Source organism: Pseudomonas sp. GNP012 (genome assembly GCF_054343835.1).
Genome location: NZ_JBTGUU010000001.1, coordinates 1,897,902 through 1,919,800, shown reverse-complemented (window position 1 = coordinate 1,919,800; position 21,899 = coordinate 1,897,902). Strand labels below are relative to the sequence as shown.

23 protein-coding genes and 1 tRNA gene are annotated in these 21,899 nt (G+C 60.2%); 8 read left to right on the top strand and 16 right to left on the bottom strand.

Features of this window, described 5'->3' with window-relative positions; genetic code table 11:
• Positions 1–40: 40 nt before the first annotated feature.
• The 10 genes from ACXX83_RS08630 to ACXX83_RS08585 all read right to left on the bottom strand — a co-directional run bounded on the left by ACXX83_RS08630 (position 41) and on the right by ACXX83_RS08585 (position 9,486).
• A complete protein-coding gene (locus ACXX83_RS08630) occupies positions 41–319 on the bottom strand; it encodes a DUF971 domain-containing protein (RefSeq protein WP_217838183.1) in 279 nt (92 codons plus the stop codon).
• On the bottom strand, positions 316–1,278 hold the full coding sequence (locus ACXX83_RS08625) for a HEAT repeat domain-containing protein (RefSeq protein WP_458548125.1): 963 nt from the start codon (positions 1,276–1,278) through the stop codon (positions 316–318). Before ACXX83_RS08625 ends, ACXX83_RS08630 begins: the two co-directional genes overlap by 4 nt.
• The gene (locus tag ACXX83_RS08620; protein WP_217838181.1) at positions 1,275–2,123 is read right to left on the bottom strand and encodes an ABC transporter ATP-binding protein; all 849 of its coding nucleotides are present in this window, start codon (positions 2,121–2,123) and stop codon (positions 1,275–1,277) included. Before ACXX83_RS08620 ends, ACXX83_RS08625 begins: the two co-directional genes overlap by 4 nt.
• Positions 2,123–2,905, bottom strand: a complete 783-nt coding sequence (locus ACXX83_RS08615) for an ABC transporter permease (protein WP_015094857.1) — start codon at positions 2,903–2,905, stop codon at positions 2,123–2,125. The genes ACXX83_RS08620 and ACXX83_RS08615 overlap by 1 nt, the downstream gene beginning before the upstream one ends.
• A 137-nt stretch (positions 2,906–3,042) precedes the next feature.
• A complete protein-coding gene (locus ACXX83_RS08610) occupies positions 3,043–4,449 on the bottom strand; it encodes an ABC transporter substrate-binding protein (protein WP_458548124.1) in 1,407 nt (468 codons plus the stop codon).
• 241 nt (positions 4,450–4,690) lie between these two features.
• Positions 4,691–4,936, bottom strand: coding sequence for a 4Fe-4S dicluster domain-containing protein (locus ACXX83_RS08605; RefSeq protein WP_003180418.1), 246 nt, complete (start codon positions 4,934–4,936; stop codon positions 4,691–4,693).
• 26 nt (positions 4,937–4,962) lie between these two features.
• Positions 4,963–6,693: a fumarate reductase/succinate dehydrogenase flavoprotein subunit gene (locus tag ACXX83_RS08600; RefSeq protein ID WP_015094855.1), complete on the bottom strand. Its 1,731-nt coding sequence runs from the start codon at positions 6,691–6,693 to the stop codon at positions 4,963–4,965.
• Positions 6,690–7,442 carry a GntR family transcriptional regulator gene (locus ACXX83_RS08595; RefSeq protein ID WP_458548123.1) on the bottom strand — a complete coding sequence of 251 codons (753 nt, stop codon included), beginning with the start codon at positions 7,440–7,442 and terminating at the stop codon, positions 6,690–6,692. Before ACXX83_RS08595 ends, ACXX83_RS08600 begins: the two co-directional genes overlap by 4 nt.
• Positions 7,443–7,613: 171 nt before the next feature.
• Entirely contained in the window at positions 7,614–8,582 is a 969-nt protein-coding gene (locus ACXX83_RS08590; protein ID WP_458548122.1) for a Gfo/Idh/MocA family protein, read from the bottom strand.
• Positions 8,583–8,598: 16 nt separating this feature from the next.
• Positions 8,599–9,486, bottom strand: a complete 888-nt coding sequence (locus ACXX83_RS08585; protein WP_217838177.1) for a Dyp-type peroxidase — start codon at positions 9,484–9,486, stop codon at positions 8,599–8,601.
• Positions 9,487–9,752: 266 nt separating this feature from the next.
• Here ACXX83_RS08585 and ACXX83_RS08580 point away from each other — a divergent pair, with 266 nt between their 5' ends.
• Positions 9,753–11,378 (top strand): NADP-dependent glyceraldehyde-3-phosphate dehydrogenase, encoded by a 1,626-nt coding sequence (locus ACXX83_RS08580; protein WP_407801560.1) that lies wholly within the window; start codon positions 9,753–9,755, stop codon positions 11,376–11,378.
• A 44-nt stretch (positions 11,379–11,422) separates the two neighbouring features.
• On the top strand, positions 11,423–12,463 hold the full coding sequence (locus ACXX83_RS08575) for an FUSC family protein (protein WP_458550172.1): 1,041 nt from the start codon (positions 11,423–11,425) through the stop codon (positions 12,461–12,463).
• Positions 12,464–12,478: 15 nt separating this feature from the next.
• Here ACXX83_RS08575 and ACXX83_RS08570 read toward each other — a convergent pair whose 3' ends face one another.
• On the bottom strand, positions 12,479–13,372 hold the full coding sequence (locus ACXX83_RS08570) for a DMT family transporter (RefSeq protein ID WP_458548121.1): 894 nt from the start codon (positions 13,370–13,372) through the stop codon (positions 12,479–12,481).
• A gap of 135 nt (positions 13,373–13,507) precedes the next feature.
• On the opposite strand from ACXX83_RS08570, the gene ACXX83_RS08565 reads away from it, so the two are divergent.
• Positions 13,508–13,945, top strand: a complete 438-nt coding sequence (locus ACXX83_RS08565) for an Lrp/AsnC family transcriptional regulator (RefSeq protein WP_015094848.1) — start codon at positions 13,508–13,510, stop codon at positions 13,943–13,945.
• Between the two features lie 56 nt (positions 13,946–14,001).
• Positions 14,002–14,331: a YceK/YidQ family lipoprotein gene (locus ACXX83_RS08560; protein WP_458548120.1), complete on the top strand. Its 330-nt coding sequence runs from the start codon at positions 14,002–14,004 to the stop codon at positions 14,329–14,331.
• 60 nt (positions 14,332–14,391) lie between these two features.
• Here the strand turns inward: ACXX83_RS08560 and ACXX83_RS08555 are convergent, their stop codons facing one another.
• Complete coding sequence (locus ACXX83_RS08555) at positions 14,392–15,063, bottom strand: Bax inhibitor-1/YccA family protein (protein WP_015094846.1); 672 nt, start codon at positions 15,061–15,063, stop codon at positions 14,392–14,394.
• A gap of 123 nt (positions 15,064–15,186) precedes the next feature.
• On the opposite strand from ACXX83_RS08555, the gene ACXX83_RS08550 reads away from it, so the two are divergent.
• Positions 15,187–15,274: transfer RNA gene (locus ACXX83_RS08550), tRNA-Ser, on the top strand.
• A gap of 108 nt (positions 15,275–15,382) precedes the next feature.
• Here the strand turns inward: ACXX83_RS08550 and ACXX83_RS08545 are convergent.
• Positions 15,383–16,306 carry a universal stress protein gene (locus ACXX83_RS08545; protein WP_407801569.1) on the bottom strand — a complete coding sequence of 308 codons (924 nt, stop codon included), beginning with the start codon at positions 16,304–16,306 and terminating at the stop codon, positions 15,383–15,385.
• Between the two features lie 361 nt (positions 16,307–16,667).
• Here ACXX83_RS08545 and ACXX83_RS08540 point away from each other — a divergent pair, with 361 nt between their 5' ends.
• Positions 16,668–17,093 carry a potassium channel family protein gene (locus ACXX83_RS08540; RefSeq protein WP_458548119.1) on the top strand — a complete coding sequence of 142 codons (426 nt, stop codon included), beginning with the start codon at positions 16,668–16,670 and terminating at the stop codon, positions 17,091–17,093.
• Between the two features lie 70 nt (positions 17,094–17,163).
• Here ACXX83_RS08540 and ACXX83_RS08535 read toward each other — a convergent pair whose 3' ends face one another.
• Positions 17,164–18,048 carry a universal stress protein gene (locus ACXX83_RS08535; RefSeq protein ID WP_458548118.1) on the bottom strand — a complete coding sequence of 295 codons (885 nt, stop codon included), beginning with the start codon at positions 18,046–18,048 and terminating at the stop codon, positions 17,164–17,166.
• Between the two features lie 261 nt (positions 18,049–18,309).
• On the opposite strand from ACXX83_RS08535, the gene fnr reads away from it, so the two are divergent.
• Entirely contained in the window at positions 18,310–19,053 is a 744-nt protein-coding gene (fnr, locus tag ACXX83_RS08530; RefSeq protein ID WP_407801571.1) for a fumarate/nitrate reduction transcriptional regulator Fnr, read from the top strand.
• 85 nt (positions 19,054–19,138) lie between these two features.
• Here fnr and ACXX83_RS08525 read toward each other — a convergent pair whose 3' ends face one another.
• Complete coding sequence (locus ACXX83_RS08525) at positions 19,139–20,050, bottom strand: universal stress protein (RefSeq protein ID WP_015094829.1); 912 nt, start codon at positions 20,048–20,050, stop codon at positions 19,139–19,141.
• Positions 20,051–20,275: 225 nt separating this feature from the next.
• On the opposite strand from ACXX83_RS08525, the gene ACXX83_RS08520 reads away from it, so the two are divergent.
• The gene (locus ACXX83_RS08520) at positions 20,276–20,839 is read left to right on the top strand and encodes a GNAT family N-acetyltransferase (protein WP_458550171.1); all 564 of its coding nucleotides are present in this window, start codon (positions 20,276–20,278) and stop codon (positions 20,837–20,839) included.
• A 54-nt stretch (positions 20,840–20,893) separates the two neighbouring features.
• Here ACXX83_RS08520 and ACXX83_RS08515 read toward each other — a convergent pair whose 3' ends face one another.
• Positions 20,894–21,817 (bottom strand): universal stress protein, encoded by a 924-nt coding sequence (locus ACXX83_RS08515; RefSeq protein WP_126045547.1) that lies wholly within the window; start codon positions 21,815–21,817, stop codon positions 20,894–20,896.
• Positions 21,818–21,899 lie beyond the last annotated feature (82 nt).

Below are 21,899 nucleotides of genomic sequence, written 5' to 3'. Positions count from 1 at the left end.
CTGCCGCAGATCGCGACAACTCCCGAGGAATGGATTCGATTCAGTCGGTAAGTCCAGCCAGATACGCCCACGGATAAATCCCCCGCTCATGCCCATCGCTGAAGACCAGTTGCAGGCCATAGCCCTGCGGGTTCAGTTCGATTACCCGCACCCGGGCATCCACCATCGGCGCCATCCCCCGCAGACGAAAGGCCCGGCACTGCGAACATGGACACTGACGACGCAGTTCGGCGTGGTCCAGCCACTGTTCGCGACCATCGGGCCAGTTCAATCGCAGCTGCTGCCTACTCTGCGAATTACCCACCGCCAGCGGATTCATTGCAGTTGACTCAAGGCAATGCGCACGGCCTTGCGCACTTCAGGGTCGCCGTCGTGTTGCGCGGCCTGCAATGGCGCAATGGCCCGTGGGTCGCTCAGGTCGCCGAGGGCCAGCGCGGCTTCCTTGCGCAGGTTGCTGATGCGATGGTCGAGGGTGTCGATCAGCGCTTCAAGCGCCGGTACATAACGCAAGCGACCGAGGCTGCGGGTGGCGCGCAGGCGCACCTGCCAGTAATCGTCGCCCAAGGCGTCAACCAGGGCCGGGCCGGCGTCGGGGTGGCCGACCTTGCCCAGGGTGGTGGCGGCTTCTTCGCGGACTTGCCAGGCATCGTCCCGCAAGGCCTGGCGCAGGGCCGGCAGCACCTGGGCGTCAGACGCCAGGCCAAGCGCCCCGGTGGCGGCCCGCCGCACGTCGGTGTCTGGGTCAGCGCTGGCCAGTCGCGCCAGTGCCGGCAAGGCATCAAGCTGCTTGAGCCAGCCGAGTACGCCCACCGCCTCGCGGCGCACGCTGGCGCTTTCATCGTCCAATGCCCGGGCCGCCGCATCGGCGGCATCGGGGCAGCGCAACTCGCGCAACGCCCGGAACGCGGCAATGCGTACGCCGCTGTCAGCGTGCCCGGTCCACGGCAGAATGACCCGGCCCGCCGCTTCGCTCTTGAGCAGGCTGAGGCTTTGCGCAGCGGCCGCCTGCACCGCCGGGGATGGATCCGTCAGGGCCTGGCACAAGGCTTCGACCACGGGCGCGTCCTCCCAGGCTTCCAGCAACCGGGCGGCTTCGGCGCGAACGTCTGCACTCGGGTCTTCGGCCAGTCGATCGATCAACCACTGCAGGCCGTCCGGCTCCTCGAGATCGGCCAACTCGATCAGCGCAATCCGGCGTACGCCGGGGTCGTCATCGGTCAGGCGCGGTTGCAGGGCCAGAATGTCGTCGTTATCGGTTACATCAAATAGAGAGGTCATAGGGCAAATCGCGGCAGTTTGTTTTCAGGGGGAAGTCCGAGCGGATTCAGGCGCGGCAGTTGCCGGCCGTCTTCGTGACGCAGGAGTTCGAGGCAATGGCGCTTCAGATGCGAGAATTCAGGGCGGGTCATCAGCTCCGTGCTGCGCGGCCGGGGGAAATCCAGGCGCAGGTCTTCGATGATTCGCCCGGGGCGCGAGCTCATGACCAGCAAGCGGTCGGCGAGGAATAGCGCTTCGTCGATGTCATGGGTGACAAACACCACGGTGGTGCGGATGCGCGTCCAGATGTCCAGCAGCAGTTCCTGCATGTTCAATCGGGTCAGGGCATCGAGGGCGCCAAAGGGCTCGTCCATCAGCAACAGGCGCGGACGGTTGACCAGCACCCGGGCGATTTCCACCCGCTGCTGCATGCCGCCGGACAGTTGGTCGGGCCAGCGCCCGGCAAAACCTTCGAGGCCCACCAGGGCGAGGATTTCATCCGCTGCCTTGAGCCGTTCGACCTTGCCGACGCCACGCATTTTCAGGCCGAACGCCACGTTGTCACGCACCGTGCGCCACGGAAACAGTGTGTGCTGCTGAAACACCATGCCCCGTTGTGGCGATGGCCCCGACACCGGCGCGCCATCCACGCTCAAGCTGCCGGTGCGCGGTTGCAGGTGGCCGGCCAGCGCCCCGAGCAAGGTGGATTTACCGCAACCGGACGGCCCGAGGATGCACACGAACTGCCCCGGTTCAATCTGGCAGTCGAGGCCCTGCACCGCTTCGAAAACCCCGTGGCCCTCGCCCAGGCTGATCGACAACCCGCGGATATCGATACGTCCTTCCAGGTGTTGAAAAACGCTCATCAGGCTTTTCCTCGTGGTCGATGCCAAGGCGTGAACAGCCCGCCCAGGCGCTTGATCAACAGGCTGCTACCCATGCCGAGCACGCCGATCAGCAACATGCCGACGACGATGTCGGCGTAGTTCTGGATGGTGTAGGACTCCCAGGTGTAATAGCCGATGCCGAATTGGCCGGAGATCATTTCCGCCGTCACCAGGCAAAACCACGAGGTGCCCATGCCGATGGCCAGGCCGGTGATGATGCTCGGCGCCGCGCCCGGCAGAACGACCTCCAGCAGGATGGCCCGGCGCCCTGCCCCGAGGCTTTTCGCCGAGGCGATCAGCCGTGGGTCGACGCCTTCGACGCCATGCACGGTGTTGAGCAGGATCGGGAACAGGGCGCCGGTGAAGGTGATGAACACCATCGACAGTTCCGACGAAGGAAACATCAGGATCGCCAGGGGAATCCAGGCCACGGCCGGAATCGGCCGCAGTACCTCCAGGGGTGGCAGCAACAGATCTTCGGCCCATTTCGAGCGACCGATGGCCAGGCCCAGGGCGACGCCTATGATCAGCGCCGCGAGGTAGCCGGCGAATACCCGCCCGAGGCTGCTGCCCAGGTGCTGGGCGAGTTTGCCGGAGTCGCCAAGGCCGAAGGCGGCTTCGATGACCGCCAAGGGTGTCGGGACGTTGGCGAAGGTCACCAGGCCGAGGTTCCAGTGGTGGCTGGCGGCGAGTTGCCAGAACAGCAGGCAGAGCAGCAGTGAAGCGGCTCTGGGAATCCAGCGTGCATATGATCGGTACACAAATATTCCTCTCAACCGAGATCCCTGTGGGAGCGAGCCTGCTCGCGAAAGCGGTGGGTCAGTCGACATCGATGCTGAATGTCAGTACGCATTCGCGAGCAGGCTCGCTCCCACAGGAGATCAGTGGTGTTTGGGGGTTAGCGAGCGGCCACGGCCTGGGTCGTGGCATCGGTGAAGTCGAATACCTTGCCGCCCTGGGCGGTGGCGAACTGTTGGGCCTGGCCTTTGAGCAGGAACGCGATCAGCCGCCCTTTCCCGTCGGTGGCAAACCACGCCTGATCCGCCAGCAGCTTGATCCCGCTGTCGCTGGCCTGGGTGTACACCGCGCGGATGTTCTTGCCTTCCTGTTTCAACGCTGTCAGCGCGGTAAATGCCGATTCCGCCGAGGCGTATTGACGAACCTTCGGCTCGCCACGCACCCAGATTTCCGCCACATGGCTGAAGTCGGTGATGGCGTTGCCGCTTGCCGCATCGACAGCCTTGAGCGGCGTCTGCTGGTAATGCCCAAGCTGCGCGCTGTAGTCCAGGTTCGAGGCCTTGAAGGCGGCACGGATGTACTGGTCGTCGATGAAGGTGTTGAGATCGAGACCGCGATCGGCCTTCTTCAACAGCTTGAGAGTATCGATGGCAGTTCCCACGGCCTGACGGTATTCCGGCTTCCAGCTCAGGTCGCGGGTCTGCACGCCGAGGGGGCCATGGAACAGGTAGTTGACCTCGGCATCGACCCCGGTGACCTTGGCGATCAACTCGCTGTATTTCTCCGGTTCAGCCGCCAGCAACTGATTGGCTTCGATGCTCGCCCGCAGGTAAGCGACGACGATTTCCGGATACTTTTTCGCATAGGCCTGATCGACCAGCGCACCGTGGAAGGTCGGCGCATCGGCCTGGGAGCCGTCATAGATCTTGCGGGCGAAACCACGGCTGGGGAACAGCTCGGCGAAGGGTACGAAGTCGGCGTGAGCATCGATCTTGCCGGCCTGCAACGCGGAGCCGGCGACTTCCGGCGGCTGAGCGATGATGTTCACGTCCTTGAGCGGGTCCCAGCCCTGGGCCGCGACGGCGCGCAGCAGCATGCCATGGGCGGTGGAAGCGAACGGCACGGAAATGGTCTTGCCCTTGAGTTCGGCCAGCGACTGCACGCCCGATGCACTCGGCACCACGATGCCGTTGCCACTGCCCTTGGTGCTGCCCGACAACACGCTGATGAACAGGCTGTGCTTGCCCGCCGTTTCGAAGGCCACGCCGTTGAACGCACCGGGGAAATCGGCCATGGCGCCGAAGTCGAGTTTGCCGGCGACCATCTCGTTGGTCAGCGGTGCGCCGCTGGTGAAGTTTTTCCACTGCACCTCGTATTGGGCGTCTTTGTAGGGGCCGTCGTGGGGCAGGTATTTGTCCAGCAGGCCGAGTTCGCGAATCAACAATCCGCCGGCGGCGCAGTTGATGGTGGTGTCCTGGGTGCCGATGGCAATGCGGATGGTTTCGGCCGAGGCCGACAGGGTGAAGGAAGCCAGTACCAGACCGGCCAAAGCTGCACGCAACATCATGAGTGTTTCCCCTCGAATCATTTATTGGATGTTCGTCTCCGCCACGATCAGGGCGTGGTGGGAAACGAGGGGTGTTTTGAATCAGGCGTCCGGTGGTGGCCGGATGGCTTTAAATATTATTTGAACTGGCCACGATCCCCTGTGGGAGCGGGCTTGCTCGCGAAGGCGTCCGGTCAGTCAATGGAGATGTCGCCTGTGCCGGCCTCTTCGCGAGCAGGCTCGCTCCCACAGGGACGGTGTTTCAGCGCAGCAGGTAGGGGATCTCCACTTTCACCGCCCCGGTCGGGCAGTCCTTTTCACAGGGCATGCAGTACCAGCATTCGTCGAACGCCATGTAGGCCTTTTGCGTGGCCGGGTTGATCGCCAGCAGGTCCATCGGGCAAACGTCGACGCACACGGTGCAGCCTTTGTGGGCGATGCATTTGTCTTCATCGACCGTGACCGGTGCGTTGGAGCGAAAGAAGATTTCCTGGGGTTGGTAAGCCATGTTCGGTCTCTCTCGGGTTGTCGGCATCAAGCCGCATCGGCACCGACCCGCAGCCGGTCGTAGGCCTGCATCTCGTCGGCATCCAGCGGGATGATGTAAGGCTCGACGGCTTTCCTGAAACTGCTCATCAAACCGTTTTCGTCCTTCTTCAAGTGGCAATGGCAGAACCAGTCGCGGTCGTTGCGTTGCGGGTGATCGACGCGATGGTGGTAAAGCCCCCAGCGGCTTTCGGCGCGGAACAATGAAGCGCGGGCGGCCATTTCGGCGCAGTCGCGGATCATGCTGACTTCCATGGCGCGCATCAGTTCGTGGGCGTTGTGGGCCTTGATCTGGTCGAGGTCACGCTGGATGTCACTGAAGCGTTGCAGGCCGATCTGCATCTTCTTTGTCACTTTCGGCGGTTGCAGGTAGTCGTTGACGAAGCGCCGCAGCTTGTACTCGACCTGGGCCGGTGGCAGGCCGTGTTCGCGGTCCAGCGGTGCATAGACCCGCTGTTTTTCGCTTTCGATCTGCGCGGCATCCAGCGCGGAAAACTCACGCCCGTCGACAAAATCCGCCGCGTTGTTGCCGGCAAACCAGCCATAGGTGAACGCACCGAGCATGTAGTTGTGCGGCACCGCCGCCATGTCCCCCGCCGAGTACAAGCCCTTGACCGAGGTCTCGGCCTTCTCGTTGACCCACACCCCCGACGCCGAATGCCCGCTGCAAAAACCGATTTCCGAGATGTGCATCTCGACCATCTGTGTGCGGTAGTCGGTACCGCGATTGGCATGGAACTGGCCCCGGCTCGGACGCTCGTTGCTGTGCAGGATCTCTTCGATATTCTGGATGGTTTCCTCGGCCAGGTGATCGAGCTTGAGGAACACCGGACCGTTGCCGCTCTCCAGCTCCTGATGGAACTCCCACATCATCTGCCCGCTCCAGTAGTCGCACTCGATGAAGCGTTCGCCCTTGTTGTTGGCGGTGTAGCCACCCAGGGGGCCGGTGACGTAGGCGCAGGCCGGGCCGTTGTAATCCTTGATCAGCGGGTTGATCTGGAAGCATTCCAGGTTCGCCAGCTCGGCCCCGGCGTGGTAGGCCATCGAGTAGCCGTCGCCGGCATTGGTCGGGTTTTCGTAGGTGCCCATCAGGTAGCCCGAGGACGGCAGGCCCAGGCGGCCGGCGGCACCGCAGGCGAGGATCACCGCCTTGGCCTTGATCACATGGAAGTCCGCCGTGCGGCAATCGAAACCCATCACACCGTTGACCGCGCCCTCCTCGTCCGTCAGCAAACGGGTGCAGACCAGCCGATTGGTGATGCTCACCCGCGCGCGCTTGAGCTGGCGGTACAGGACTTTCTTGATGTCGTGCCCCTCCGGCATCGGCAACACGTAAGCGCCCATGTGGTGGACCTTTTTCACCGCGTAGTCGCCGGTTTCGTCTTTCTCGAACTTAACGCCCCAACGGTCCAGTTGCTCGATCGTCTCGAAGCTGTGGGTGGCATAGGCGTACACCGCGGCCTGGTTGACGATGCCGTCGTTGGCGATGGTGATTTCCTTGGTGTACTGCTCAGGCGTCGAGTGGCCGGGAATGATCGCGTTGTTCAGGCCGTCCATGCCCATGCTGATCGCACCGCTGCGCTTGACGTTGGCCTTGTCGATCAACAACACCCGCAGGTCGCGGTTGCGTTCCTTGGCCTTGATCGCCGCCATCGGGCCGGCGGTGCCGCCGCCGATCACGACGATGTCGTATTCCTGCTCCAACGTGCTGCGCGTCATGCCTGATCCCCTTTTTGCCGGTCGATCCGCAGGCGGTACTGGAAGGCATCGCCACGGTAGTAAAGGTGTTCGAAGTCCAGCGGCCGGCCTTCGGCGTCGTGGGTCAGACGCTCGATGCGCATGATCGGCGAGCCGGGTTCGACGTTCAGCGCCTGGGTCAGGTCGCTGTCGGCCAGTACCGCATCGATGGCCAGGTCAGCGTGACCGAGTGCCAGGCCGCAGTCGTTTTCCAGGATCAGGAAAATGTCGCGGGTGACCAGATCGGCCTTTTCCAGACGCTCGCCAACGGCTTTGGGCAGGTAGGTGATTTCCAGGGAAATCGGCTCGCGATTGATCAGGCGCACCCGCTTGATCTGCGCCACGATCTCGCCTTCCTCGACCTGCAAACGCTCGGCGACAAGCTTGTCGGCTGCAATGAATTTGAAGCTGCGCAGGCGGTTGATGACCTCGTAGCCGCGACCGGTCATGGACTCGGCCAGGCCTTGCAGGGTGCTGACGTTCTGGAAGGTTTTCGGTTTGGCGACGAAAGTGCCCTTGCCGTGGATCTTGAAGATCAGCCCTTCCTTTTGCAGGTCACCCAAGGCTTGGCGCACGGTGATGCGGCTGACCTTGAACAAGGCGCCAAGCTCGCTTTCGGAAGGCATCTGGCTGTCTTGCGGGTATTGGCCGTCGAGGATGCGGGCGCGCAGCACGTCTCGCAGCTGGGTGTGCAGCGGGACGCTGCTCAGGGATAGAACGTTATCGGGCATGGCAGATCACTTGTTATAACGAGTTATGACGTGATCTTAGAGAGGCCGTGTGGGGATTGAGAAATACTGTTTGAGAATAAGGTTAAGCAAAAGATCGCAGCCTGCGGCAGCTCCTACAGGGATTGGGTGTATCTGTAGGAGCTGCCGCAGGCTGCGATCTTTTGACCTTGCTCAGCCGCGCTTGAGAATCCGGTCCATCACCCAATCAGTCTTCAGCGCCTCTGCGGCTACCGCCGGATGCTGCGCCTCACCACGAATATGTGCATTCATGCCCAACACATGGTGCCACTGAATGTGCGCGTGATGCTCGATGGTCAGGCTGAGGTGTTCGTCGGCGTGCAACTCGACCGGGTGCTCGTCGAACACTGAAAAGCTGATCCGGCCTTGACTGCCAATCACTTCGACCCGGTCTTCGCGGCGATCGGCGACGAAGTTCCAGCAGCCCATCCCCAGTGCCCCGCTGGCAAACCGCCAAGTGGCGCTGACGGCATCTTCGGCCGCGTACAAACCGGCCTGCCGTGCAGTGAGCCCGGCGACTTCGACGATATCGCCAAACAGGTACTGAAACAGGTCCAGGCCATGGCTGGCCAGATCGGCGAAGTAGCCACCACCGGCAATCGCCGGATCGGTACGCCAGTTGTCCGCGCCCGCAAGATCCGCTGCCGACGGGGCTTTGGTGAGGGTCCAGCTCAAGTGCCGGACCTCGCCGATCCGCCCCTCCTCCAGCCATTGCCGCACTTGCCGGAAGCGTGGCAGCGAACGCCGGTAATAGGACACGAACAGATGCAACCCGGCATCGGCAAACACCTGTTGCATCTCGCGACTTTGCCCGGCGTTGAGCGCCATCGGTTTCTCGACGCAGCAATGCTTGCCGGCGGCGGCCACCTGCAAGGCATAGGCGTGATGGCTGTCGGGCGGTGTGGCGATGTATACGGCGTCGACTTCGGGATCGTTGATCAGCGCATGCGCATCGGTATAAACCCGCGCGATGCCGTGGCGCGCGGCGTAGTCGGTGACGGCTTCCAGGCGCCGCCCCATCACCGCCACCAGCGCCGATCCGGGCGCTTTGTAGAAGGCCGGTGCGCTTTTGCGTTCAGCGACACTGCCACAACCGATCATGCCCCAGCGCACCAGGTTCATAGGCTCTCCTTGCCGTTCAGTCGATACGCAATGCGCGCAGGTCCAGTCGACCGTCCTTGAGCGGCGGGCACCAGTAGTAGCCACCGGTGACCGGACGGCTGATGCGGTACAGGCCGTCGGTGATGCCGTCTTCCAGGCCACTCATGCGGCGCAGCTGGGCTTCGAAGGCGTCGAGGGAAAAACCGAAGGCCAGGAACATCAGGCCGGCGCGGTCACCTTCGATCCACGGCATCGAGCGGCGCACCACGAAGGCCTCGGGCGCAAAACTTTCTTGGGCGGTGCGTTTGACGTGGGCGGAAACCGGCGCATCGTCGATCTCTTCGTTATCGCTCAGGCGGCGGCCCATGATGTTGTCTTTCTCATCCGCCGACAGCCCATGGAAACCTTTCAAGTCATGCTGCCACTGCTGGATCGCGGCGAAGCTGCCACCCACCAGGCCGTCCGCGCCTTCAGCCACCAGTGCAGCAGCCACTGCGGCTTCGTCGTGGGGGTTTTCGGTGCCATCTTCGTAGCCGGTCAGGTCATGGCCCGTCATGTGGCGGAAGGTTTCGTTCATCTGCACCAGGCGCAACGCCGGGGCCAGTGCCGCTGTGATGGCGTTGCTGCGGTTGAGCAACTCGCCACGGTCCTCACCGTGCAGCCAGCACCAGAGCGCGTGTTGGGTCGACGGATTGTCGACGCCGACGCCCGTCAGCGCCGGGAACGGCCGCAGACCGTCGATCTGCCCGTCCAGCGCCTTGACCAGGGACTCGCCGAAGCCGGCCACCACCGACTTGCCGTCCACCAGCCCTTGCAGGTTATCGAGCGCAGCCGGCAGTGCAGCGGCGGATTCGAGCGCGAAGAACATATGGCGGGCTTGAGGTGGAACGGGGGTGGCGAGAATGCCCGGCTGGTAATGACTCATATGAACTCCTTGAAAAGAGCATGGAGTTTAACCGGTGTGTGAGGTTTTGTGTGCCGTCGGAGGCCAGGAACCTGTGGCAAAGGGGCTTCGGTGGTAAGTGGACTAATATGGCAAGTGGCTTCTGTGGCGAGTGGGCTTCTGTGGCCATGACGCAGGGCACCGATAAACCCGCGAACGGCAAAACGCTGAGATGAGTCATGACAAGGGTTGCTGAGGTCTGCTAAAACGATTCATCAGTGCATCACCCAATCCAGAGGGGTAACGACATGACCACAGCCAATATTCTCCAGAACCTGTTCCCGAGCCCCGCCGACGTCCCGGAAAAGTATCGCCTTGAAGGCCAGACCGAACAGCGTGAGTACCTGGTCGATGGCGTCCTGAGAACCTGGAACGGGCCACTGGCCCAGGTCCGCAGCCCGGTGTACTTGACCGGTGCCAACGGTGACGAGCAAGTGATCCTTGGCAGCACGCCGCTGCTCGATGCCGACACAGCATTGACCGCCCTCGACGCTGCCGTGCGCGCCTACGACCGCGGCCAGGGATTGTGGCCGACCATGCGCGTGGCCGAGCGCATCCAGCACGTCGAAACCTTCCTCGGGCGCATGCGCGAGCAGCGCGACGCCGTGGTCAAGCTGCTGATGTGGGAAATCGGCAAGAACCTCAAGGACTCGGAAAAGGAGTTCGACCGCACCTGCGACTACATCGTCGACACCATCAACGCGCTCAAAGAGCTCGATCGCCGCTCCAGCCGTTTCGAACTGGAACAGGACACCCTCGGCCAGATCCGCCGTGTGCCGCTGGGCGTCGCCCTGTGCATGGGGCCTTACAACTATCCGCTGAACGAAACCTTCACCACGCTGATCCCGGCGCTGATCATGGGCAACACCGTGGTGTTCAAACCGGCGAAACTCGGCGTGCTGCTGATTCGCCCGCTGCTGGAAGCCTTCCGCGACAGCTTCCCGGCCGGAGTGATCAACGTCATCTATGGCAGCGGCCGCGAGACGGTCAGTGCGCTGATGGCCAGCGGCAAGATCGACATCTTCGCCTTCATCGGCACCAACAAGGCCGCCAGCGACCTGAAAAAACTCCACCCCAAACCCCACCGCTTGCGCGCGGCGCTGGGCCTGGATGCGAAGAACCCGGGCATCGTCCTGCCGGAAGTGGATCTGGACAATGCGGTCAGTGAAGCGGTGACCGGTTCGCTGTCCTTCAATGGCCAGCGCTGCACCGCCCTGAAGATCCTGTTTGTTCACGAAGACGTGGTCGAGTCCTTCATCGACAAATTCAATGCCAGGCTCGCCAACCTCAAGCCCGGCATGCCCTGGGAAAGTGGCGTAGCCCTGACGCCCCTGCCGGAATCGGGCAAGGTCGACTACCTGCATGCCCTGGTGGCAGATGCCGAGAGCAAAGGCGCCAGGGTGGTCAACCCCAACGGTGGCGAGGCCCGGGCGTCGTTCTTCTACCCGGCGGTGCTGTACCCGGTCACACCGCAGATGCGGGTTTATCAGGAAGAACAGTTCGGCCCGGTCATCCCCATCGTGCCGTACCGTCATCTGGATACCGTGATCGACTACGTATTGGAGTCGGACTTCGGCCAGCAGTTGAGCATCTTCGGCACCAATCCGGTGGCGGTCGGCCGGCTGGTGGACACCTTTGCCAACCAGGTCGGGCGCATCAACCTCAATGCCCAATGCCAGCGCGGACCGGACACCTACCCCTTCAATGGTCGCAAGAACTCGGCCGAAGGCACCCTGTCGGTGCATGACGCACTACGGGTGTTTTCGATCCGCACGCTGGTGGCCACCAAGTTCCAGGAGACCAACAAGGACCTGATCAGCGAGATCATCAGTGGTCGCAGTTCGAGCTTCCTGACCACCGACTACATCTTCTGAGGAGAGCCAGCCTGAGTACATCCATAGCCGATCGACTGCCACCGCTGCTGCGCCGATTGCTGCGTCCGTTGCTGGACCCGTACCGGCGCTACCGCCATGCCCGGGTGATCCATGCGGTGCGGGTGTCGCTCGGCTTGCTGGCGACGATCCTGCTGACCACCGGGATCAAACTGCCCCACGGCGAATGGGCGTCGGTGACCATGCTGGTGGTGATCGGCGGCTTGCAGCACCACGGCAACATCGGCAAGAAAGCCGCCGAGCGCGCCATCGGCACCCTGATCGGCGCCGGTGTCGGCCTGGCGCTGGTGCTACAACAGGCCTGGCTAGGAATGCCCTGGCTGACCTATTTCGCGATGTCGGTGGTCTGCGGGTTCTTCTCGTATCACGCCATCGGCAAGGGCGGCTACACCGCGCTGCTGTCGGCGATTACCGTGTTCATCGTCGCGGGGCATGGCGACAACCCGGTCACCGATGGCTTGTGGCGCGGGGTGGATATCCTGATCGGCATTGCCCTGGCCCTGGCGTTTTCCTTCGCCCTGCCGCTGTATGCGGTGTATTCCTGGCGCTACAACCTGGCCGATGCCCTGCGTGATTGCGCGAAAGTCTACGGGCGCATCATTGACGGCCAGGCCATCACCGCCGACGAACACCTCAAGCTCATGACGCGCCTGAATGCGGCGATGGTGCAACTGCGCTCACTGATGCCGTCGGTGTCCAAGGAAGTGAAGATTTCCATGACCGAGCTCGATGCCATCCAGCGCAACCTGCGCATGTGCGTCAGCACCCTGGAAATCCTTGGCAATACCCGACCGGATGCCAATGACCCCGAGGCCATGACGCTCCTGCAAACGGCATTGAAAGCCGAACATCGGCAGATTCGCGTGCAATTGATCGGCATGGCCCGGGCGTTGAAATCAGGCGCCGCCCAGCGCCTCGATCGGCCCATGGAAGTGCCGCTGGTCAGCCTCGATGCACCGGTCTACAACAGACTGGACGGCTATCGCCTGCTGACCCAACAACTGGCTGCCAACATCGGCGAGATGCGCCAGCGCCTGGCCTGGAACGCGCCGCGCTGGAACATCTGACGCCGGCGAGATGGGTTACGGCGTCACCGTGCGCCGAAACTTGAGTGACCAGCCTTGCTGCATACCGGCAGCGGCCAGCAGAATCGCCGCGACGCCGATCCACTGCAGCGGCTCCAGGCGATGGCCGAAGGCAAACCAGTCGACGAAAATCGCCGCAATCGGGTAGATGAAGGACAGCGCCCCCGTCAGCGCAGTCGGCAGTTTTTGAATGGCGCCGTACAGCAACACATACATCACACCAGTGTGCACCATGCCCAGTGTCACCAGGCTGGCCCATGCGCTTGGCGCCTGCGGCAGTGTCGAAAGATTCGCCAATGGCGCGAGCAACAACACGCCGGTGCCGACCTGGATCAGCGCAATCAAGTGCGGTGGCGTACCCGTCAAACGCTTGATGATCAGCGCGGCAATCGCATAGAGAAACGCCGCGCCCAACGCCAGGGCAATGCCCGTCAGGTAATCGCTGCCGCTCTCGCCCTGGCTGCCATGGGCACTGACGATGGCCAGCATCCCGAGAAACGACACACCCAGCCAGAGCATTTTCTGCGCGGTGATCTTTTCGTTGAGAAACAGCGCCGCCAGCCCGACCAGCATGAACGGCTGAACGTTATAGACGGCGGTGCCGATGGCAATCGACGCCCGGGAATAGGACGCGAACAACAACACCCAGTTGCCGACGATCGCCACCCCGCTGAGCACCGCGAGCAAAAACGTGGTGCGGGTCAGAATACCAGGGCGCAGAAAGCCGAAGGCGGCGCAAATCAACAGCAAGGTGCCGGCACCGAACAGGCAGCGCCAGAACACCACATCCAGCACCGGTTGCCCGGACACCAGCACGAACCAACCGATGGTGCCGGAGATCAGCATGGCGGCCGTCATTTCAAACGAACCGCGGCGTAGGGTTTTGTCCATCATCAGACTCCTGTGTTTGTGACCAAAGTATGCCAATGCAGCCGGGGGCTACTCCATAGCAGAAAGCAGGCTAAACTCTGAGTCAGCCTTTTTTACAAAGGCAATTTTGAAAAAATGCCTAACAGAGGGTTCGCCATGACCGATGACATCGACCAAGTGCTGATCACGGCCCTGATGCAAGACTCGCGACGCTCGCTCAAGGCCCTGGCGCAAATCAGCGGCCTGTCCTCCCCCAGCGTCGCCGAGCGCCTGCGCCGCCTGGAAGAGCGCGGCGTGCTCAAGGGCTACACCGTTGAAATCGACCCGAAAAGCTTCGGCTATCAACTCCAGGCCATCGTGCGTATTCGCCCGTTGCCGGGCCAGTTGCAAGAGGTGGAGCGGCAAATCATGGCCATTCCCGAATTCACCGAGTGCGACAAGGTGACCGGCGACGACTGTTTCATCGCACGCCTGCACGTGCGCTCGATGGAGCAACTGGACACCCTGCTCGACCGCCTCAACACCCACGCTGAAACCAACACGGCCATCGTCAAGAAAACCCCGGTCAAGCGCCGGTTACCGCCCATGGCGTGAGTGATATTTGTTTCAGGCTGCAGTAGATTGATGGTTTCCGGCGAAGGATTGACGGTATGAAAACTCAGGCAATGCTACTGGTGGCTATGATGCTTGCGGGTTGCGGCACGATTCAGACGGTTGTGCGCAGTGATGAAGTAGCGTCGAAAAGTCTCAAGGAACAAAAGAGTTACTGCGGCGCGGTACCGCGAATCTACAGCGGCGTGACCTACAACTTTTGCATGCTGAACGCGCCCCTCGAAGAGGGTCGGGATGCACAGATACATGGCCCCGCCCCCGCCGTCGTGCTGCTTGACGTGGTCGTGTCCGGGGCGATGGACACCTTGCTGCTGCCATACACCATCTACCGCCAGCAAGCTGACGGCAGCATTGTCATTACCGAGTAACCCTGGTTTCCAGGCAATAAAAAACCCGCCTGAGCGGGTTTTTTACTTCAAGGCCGACGATCAGTCATCACGGCTCATGATGCCGAACAGCTGCAACAGGCTGACGAACAGGTTGTAGATCGATACATACAGGCTGATGGTGGCCATGATGTAGTTGCGCTCACCGCCGTGAATGATGGCGCTGGTCTGGAACAGAATGCACACCGAGGAGAACAGCACGAAACCTGCGCTGATCGCCAGTTGCAGGCCGCTGATCTGGAAGAACAGGCTCGCCAGCGTCGCACCCAGCAGCACAAAGAAGCCTGCCGTGATGAAACCGCCGAGGAAGCTCATGTCCTTGCGGGTAATCAGCACATAGGCCGACAGGCCACCGAACACCAGCGCGGTCATCGCGAAGGCCGAGCTGACCACTTCAGCGCCGCCCTGCATACCCAGGTAACGGTTGAGGATCGGACCAAGCAGGAAACCCATGAAACCGGTCAGGGCAAATGCCGACACCAGGCCCCAGGCGGAATCACGGAGTTTGTTGGTGAGGAAGAAAAGGCCGTAGAAGCCGATCAGCACCACGAAGATATTCGGGTAGCCAACACGCATCTGCTGGGCAACGTAGGCCATCACACCACTGAATGCGAGGGTCAGGGCGAGCAAGCCGTATGTGTTGCGCAGGACGCGGCTAACCTCTAGCTGCTCAGCCTGCACGCTGTTATTAACTGCGTAATCCTGTTCGCGCATGGCGACACTCCTGTTGGTTTGAAACGTTCAGTCGCAAAGATCATAACAGACACTCTGTAACTAGCTATGCAGAGAGTTTGACAGTGTGTTTCATTCAGGTATTATGGCGCCCGCAACGCAAACGGAGGTGTGGCCGAGTGGTTTAAGGCAACGGTCTTGAAAACCGTCGACTGTAACAGGTCCATGAGTTCGAATCCCATCGCCTCCGCCATCTTTATACGACAAAGCCCTGATTATTCAGGGCTTTGTCGTTTCCGGGGTTTGGCGAACATACGACCACACTCAAAGTGTGACAAAACCATCCCGATTTCCCGCCTTCCTACATCCTGCCCCCCGATAATGGTTTGACGATCATCAAACTGCACGGTGCCCGGTTCAACACGCTCTCGGCGGTATCGCCGATAAACCGCTCAGGCCCATGGTGATAAGCCGTGCCCAGCACTACCATGTCGAAAGCATGCTGTTGAGCGAACAGTGCGATAACCTTGTGGGGGGAGCCCGTCAATAAATGTCGACGGGCATCCTTGATGCAGTAGCGCTCGGCAAGCACATCGAAAGCCTCTTGTTGGGCATCCTCGATAGCGTCTCTCAAACTGTCATCAAGACTGCCTGTCGGTACACTCATCGGCGCATCGCTTATCTCTGACCAACGACTGACGTTAAGCAAGTGCAACTGCGCACCGCAACTGGCCGCCAGAGTAGAGGCCAGGTCGAGTATTCGGTCATTCAATCCCTGAGTGAGCTCTTCCAGATGGGACAGATCGATCGCCGCGAGAATTTTCAAGGGCTTGGGATTTTTGGCGCTGGTCACCAGGTGCAGGTGGGTCGGACACTCGCGAAGCAGTCGCCAGTCCACAGGCCGGTGAAAGGCACGGTCAAGTGCCGGCACATAATGGGTGTCCTTGATCACCAGGTCCGGAAGAAAGTCGTTCACGTACTCCAGCAGGTTTGTCAGGCTCGACTTGGCCCAGACCACTTCGGTGGTCACCTGTATGCCGCCGCATCGTTGAAACCGGGCCTGCTGCTCCAGCCAATGACGGTGAACCTGCAGATAGCCTTCTCGTGCCTGTGCCATCGCGTCATGGTCAAGCAGACCGGCTACCGCCAGGGCCTGGACATAATCGAACGCGACAATGTGCAATAAGGCACCGGTTGCACCCGCCAAGGCATGTGCACGCTCAAACGCCGGGGTCAGGGTCATTTCGCTGGGGGCTATCAATAGAATGCGTTTGAGCTTGAGCATCACATACCTCGCCCTGAAACCTGCCTGAGTGCAAACCCGCCTGGCTGTCTGGGCCTTGAGTCAAATGCTTGTTACTTCGAGCGAACTCGTGACTGCAGCCAGCAAAAAGTGCCCCGCAATACAATGAACAGGTACGTGTTCATAATCGTCCGTCGACTTGTTGCGACTGGAAAGCGGCAGTTCGATTATTTGGCGTTATGCCGTGGGAGATCTGACTTTTATCAACTAATCAACAGCTATCGTTAACCGAACGACTGGCTTTCGATTACTTGAACCTTTGTTGATTCAGTTCAACGATTATCCAGCTTCCTGGCGTAGAAGTACTCTGATGCACCACCTCCCCTAACGCTGGAGATTTGCCATGCTGGCAGTCACGCTGATCAATACACTGGTGGTCATCATCGTCGTAGCGATCCACTACGAATGCCTGTTACGCCTGAATGACTGGCTACCCCGGCTCAAGGTGTGGAACCGCTTCAGAATCGTGGTTGGCGTATTCGGCGCCCTCCTGGCCCACGCCATAGAGGTCTGGTGCTTTGCGCTGGTCTATTACCTGATGGTGCACTCAGGGAAATGGGGCAGCCTGACGGGTAACTTCGACGGTTCGCTGATGGACTGCGTTTACTTTTCCTTTACGACGTACACGACAATCGGCTTCGGCGATATTTCGCCAGTGGGCAACCTCAAATACCTGACCGGTCTACAAGCCCTTACCGGGCTGGTGCTCATCACGTGGACCGCATCCTTCCTGTTTCTGGAAATGCAAAAGTACTGGAAGCGCAAATAATCTCTTTCTGACTCGTATCAGATTCAACTGTCGAACTGACGGTCTGGATCAAGCCTTGAACAGACAGGATCTAGACCGCCAGAACGCAGCATGGCACCTGATACAGAACATGCTCGGTCGTGCTGCCTAGAAGCTTGCCCACACCATCGGACTGGACTCTGCCCATCACGATCACATCCACATTGTGTTCGTTGGCAAACTCGCTCAACACCGTGACCGGGTTTCCCTCAATCAAATGTCGACGATCGGAGGGCACTCCGAACCGATCTGCCAACTCAATGAAAGACTTTTCCAGGTCTCTGCGAAGTTCTTTGGTCAGGTCAGCCAGTGTCAGGCCGCCCATCTCCGCCAGAAAAGCGGCCGAGATATCGCAGGCATACAGCAAATGCAACTCGGCGCTGCACTGCATCGCAAGGCTGCAAGCCTGCTTGATGATTCGGTCGTTCAGTTCATTGTCGGTAGACTCGATATCCGATACCTCGACCGCTGCTACAACCTTGCGAGGCAAAACGAAGCTGCTCCCGCCCACCAGAAAAACCGGCACCGGACAGTGACGCAACAAGTGCCAATCCAGCGGGGTGAAGAAGGCCCGCTTGAGCACGGACTCATGCTGAACCTCCTTGATCAACACGTCGGGCTGCATGTCCGTGACGTGTTCAATGATGTCTTGCTTCATGTCCTCGGCCCAGGCCACCTCGGTGGTCACCTCTATTCCCCTGCCACGCAAATTTTCGGCCTGAGCCTCAAGCCAGCCGCGATGGTCCTGCAGGTAGCGCTCCCGACCCGATTCTCGATCGCCCTCTTCAAGCAGCGATAACCATTTGAACGAAGGGATAAGCGCCGCGATATGCAAACTTGCACCGCTGGCCTTGGCCAGCGCCGCTGCATGACTCATGGCTGGAGAATGGCGCAAGGCCGGATTGATGATCAGTAACAGGCTTTGATACTGGCTCATGATAAATCTCCCGTGGGGTGGAAATTCGACGCAGGCGGACTCTGTGTAGACGAAAGCACTTGGCCATCAATGGCCATTGCCGGCTCAGCCTGGACATCATGTGCCTGCAGTTGCCCGGCACTTGGATGATTGCTCATGGGAGCCAGCCGACGGAGCGGTTTTTTACCCGTTTGTCTGTTACATCCACAATAGTTCGGAACAACCGGTGGTTTGGGCAGGTAGCACCTATGCTAAGCCCATCCATGCGGGGGCATTTAGATCATGTCTGAAGCCAGGCCGTTTCAAAGTCAAAACCTCAAGTCTGCATGTTCCAACTGCAGCGTCCTGGAGCTGTGCCTTCCGCTTGGCCTGACCGGTCCGGAAATCGAACGTCTCGACACACTGATCGTGCAACGATTCAAGGTCAAAAAAGGCGCGACGCTTTACCGCGCAGGCGACCCGTTGCGTTCGCTGTATGCGGTGCGAATCGGTTCGTTCAAGACCAGCGTGCTGTCGGTCGATGGTCGCGAGCAAGTCACAGGGTTCCAGATCCCCGGCGAAATGCTCGGTCTGGACGCCATCAGCACCGATCTGCATGCGTGTAATGCCGTTGCTTTGGAAGATAGCGAAGTCTGCCCCATCCATTTTGCTCACCTGGAAAAACTTGCCCGGGAACTGCCTTCGTTGCAGCACAACTTGAACAAAATCCTCAGCCGGGAAATCGTTCGCGATCACGACATGCTGATGATGCTGGGCAATATGAACTCGGATGAACGCCTGGCCGCTTTTCTCCTCAATTGGTCGCAGCGCTTGAATACCCGCGGTTATTCGTCCACCAGCTTTGTGTTGAAAATGCGTCGAGAGGAAATTGGCTCCTACCTGGGCCTGCGCCTTGAAACCATCTGTCGGGGCATCGCGCACCTGCGAGACCAGGGACTGGTGGAAATAAACGGCCGCGACGTCAAGATCCTGAACATGGACGGGCTCAAGCAACTGAACGTGGGCTGCCATCGTAACCTCCACTGACACCTGCAGCCTGGAGAATCTTCATGCGTGCCATGGTGCTGGCTGGCGCTGTTGCGCACAGGTCGGTTCAACGGTGCGATAGCGCTCATTCCCTGACATGCGACCTGACCACCAACAGACTGCCCGGCACGGAGTACAGCGCCCGCTCTGTGTTGCTGCCGATCAACCGGTCGAGCCCCACCCGATGCGCAGTGCCCATCACCACGACATCGGCCAGGTATTGCTCGACAAACTCACTGATCACCGGCACCGGCAGCCCCATGACGAAATGCCGTCGCTCCGGTGGCACCCCGTAGCGATCCGCCAGTGCAACAAACGCCTGGTGCAAGGATTGACGCAGCTCTTCGCTCAGATCCACGCCCCAACCGCCCCCGGCCAATGGCGCGTCGCTGTTGAAGGCAGGCGACAGGTCATAGGCGTAAAGCAGGTGTAGCGGCGCATCGCATTGCAGGGCCAGGGCATTGGCGGTCTGAATGATGGTGTCGTTCAAACCGCTCAATTGTGTCGATGGATCGAACGGATCCACTGTCGCCACGATTCGGTGCGGCAAGCTGTAACGAACGTGGTTGACCAGATGCACGGGGATCGGGCATTCACGCAATAAGTGACAATCAAGCGGGGTGATGAACACTCGCTTGAGCACAGGTTCAAGGGTTACATCCTTGATCAACAGGTCGGGCTTGAGATCCTCGACCGTCTTCAAGATATCCAGCAGCGCATGGGTGGTGAAGACGGCCTTGACCGTCACCTGCAGGCCCAGGTCGCTGAGTCGATCGAGCTCTTCGGCCTCCCAGCGACGGTAGCGACGCAAATACCGCTGTTGCTCTGCGTCATCGACTTTTTCTTGCCATAAATGCACCACCGGTGCCGGTTCGACAAAGGCCCGCACATCCAGTACGGCCCCGGCTGCCTTGGCCAATGCGACGGCACGCAACTGGGCGGGAGACTGATGCAGGGTTTGGTCAGCGATCAGCAGAAAACGTTGATATTGACCCATCACACACCTCCGTTCGACTCCGGCCATACAGTGCCGGCATATTTTCAAGACTGCGCTCTATCACCTGGCGCGGTTTGATTTACATCAAGCACGCACGAATCAACGCCGCCGACACGGGTGTCTGATCCAGATCAGATTCAAGCATCGACAGCGGTGTAGAAAAGGATTCAAACGCGGTTCTTTTGCCGTATGCCAACCTTTCAAACCGCACTGGAGGAACACCCCATGCTTACCGTCAAAGACCACAATGATCGGGCCGCAGCCACCTATGCCGCGGTTGACGGCCAATACTGGATCGAAGCGCTCAGGGACGGTCGCCACGTTTTGATCCGACCACTGGCGCAGAAGGATCGCGACCGTGAATACGCGTTCATCAAACGGCTGTCTCCCGAATCCAGTCATATGCGCTTTCTCGCGCAGATCAGCGAACCCGGCGCTGCGATGCTCGATCAGTTGATGGACACGGACAATAAACAGCGTGTGGCCTATATCGCCCTGGTCCATGAAAAAGGGGATCTGATCGAGATCGGCATCAGCCGTTACGCGGCCACCCGCGAGCATGAGTGTGAATGTGCCGTTACGGTCGCCGATGAATGGATGCATCTGGGGCTGGGCATGTTACTGATGGACCATCTGATCAAGGCAGCCCGCAAAAACGGCTTTCGCCAGATGTACTCGGTGGACGCCTCCAGCAATGCCCCCATGCGCGACCTGGCCAAGGCGCTCGGATTCGAGACGCACAATGATCCCGACGACAGCCGTCAGGTGATCCATCGTCTTTACCTTTAGAACAATCGCTGCGCGATGTTCCGGCCAACGGTTCGTCGCGGGGCGATCAAGCCCTCAGGATTGCAGCATTCTTCCCGGCTTGATCGCCAGCACACTGCACGGTGCCCGATGCAGGAGTTGCTCGGCGGTGGTTCCGAGTAATTTGCTCAGGCCCTTGTGCTGTACCGTGCCCATGACAATGACATCGCAGCGGTGCTTGAAGACAAACTCACAAATACTCGGTACGGGTGCCCCCAACCTGAAGTGACGATGCTCCGGTGACACGCCGTGGCGTTCAGCGATGGCCGCAAATGCCTCATGCTGAGCCGCTCCCAACATTTCATGGATCCCGCTGGCCAGCGGCAATGCGCCAATGCCCATGTCTTGGACGTATACAGCCGTCCAGTCATACACATGCAGCAACTCAAGACTGGCATCACAGACTGAGGCCAGTTTCGCCGCGGCGTCGATAACCTGGTCGTTGAACACGCGGTCCTGATCTTCATCGCGCAACACATCAATGATGGCCAGCACATTGCGGGGTCGGGCATTCAGCGCAGTAGTCACCAGATGCACCGGCACAGGACAATCGCGCAGCAGCTGCCAATCCAGCGGAGTAAAAAATACTCGTTTTAATGCCGATTCTTCCTCGGCGTCCTTGATGATCAGCGTCAGCGGCATCTCATTGATGAAGTTCAGAATCTCCTCATAAGGATGCTGTACCCACACCACTTCGCTGGTGACCTCGACACCCTGCTTGCTCATCAATCCGGCCTGACCCACGAGCCATTGGCGATGGGTTTGCAGATAGCCATCCCGAGCCCTACTGAATTGTTCCGGGGCGAACAACCCGGCCACCGCCAGGGCCTGGGAATAGTCGAACGCCACGATGTGCAACGGCAACTGCATCGCGAGCGCAAGCGCAGCAGCCCGGTCGAATGCCGGTGTCCGAGTCATGGCGGCAGGAGCGATCAAGAGTAAACGCTGAGATTGCGACATGGGGCACCTCGGCACACGGCCATTTCAATCCAGGAGTAGAACCACAGATTGATTACTCCTTGTTCCGACCACTTGATTTTTA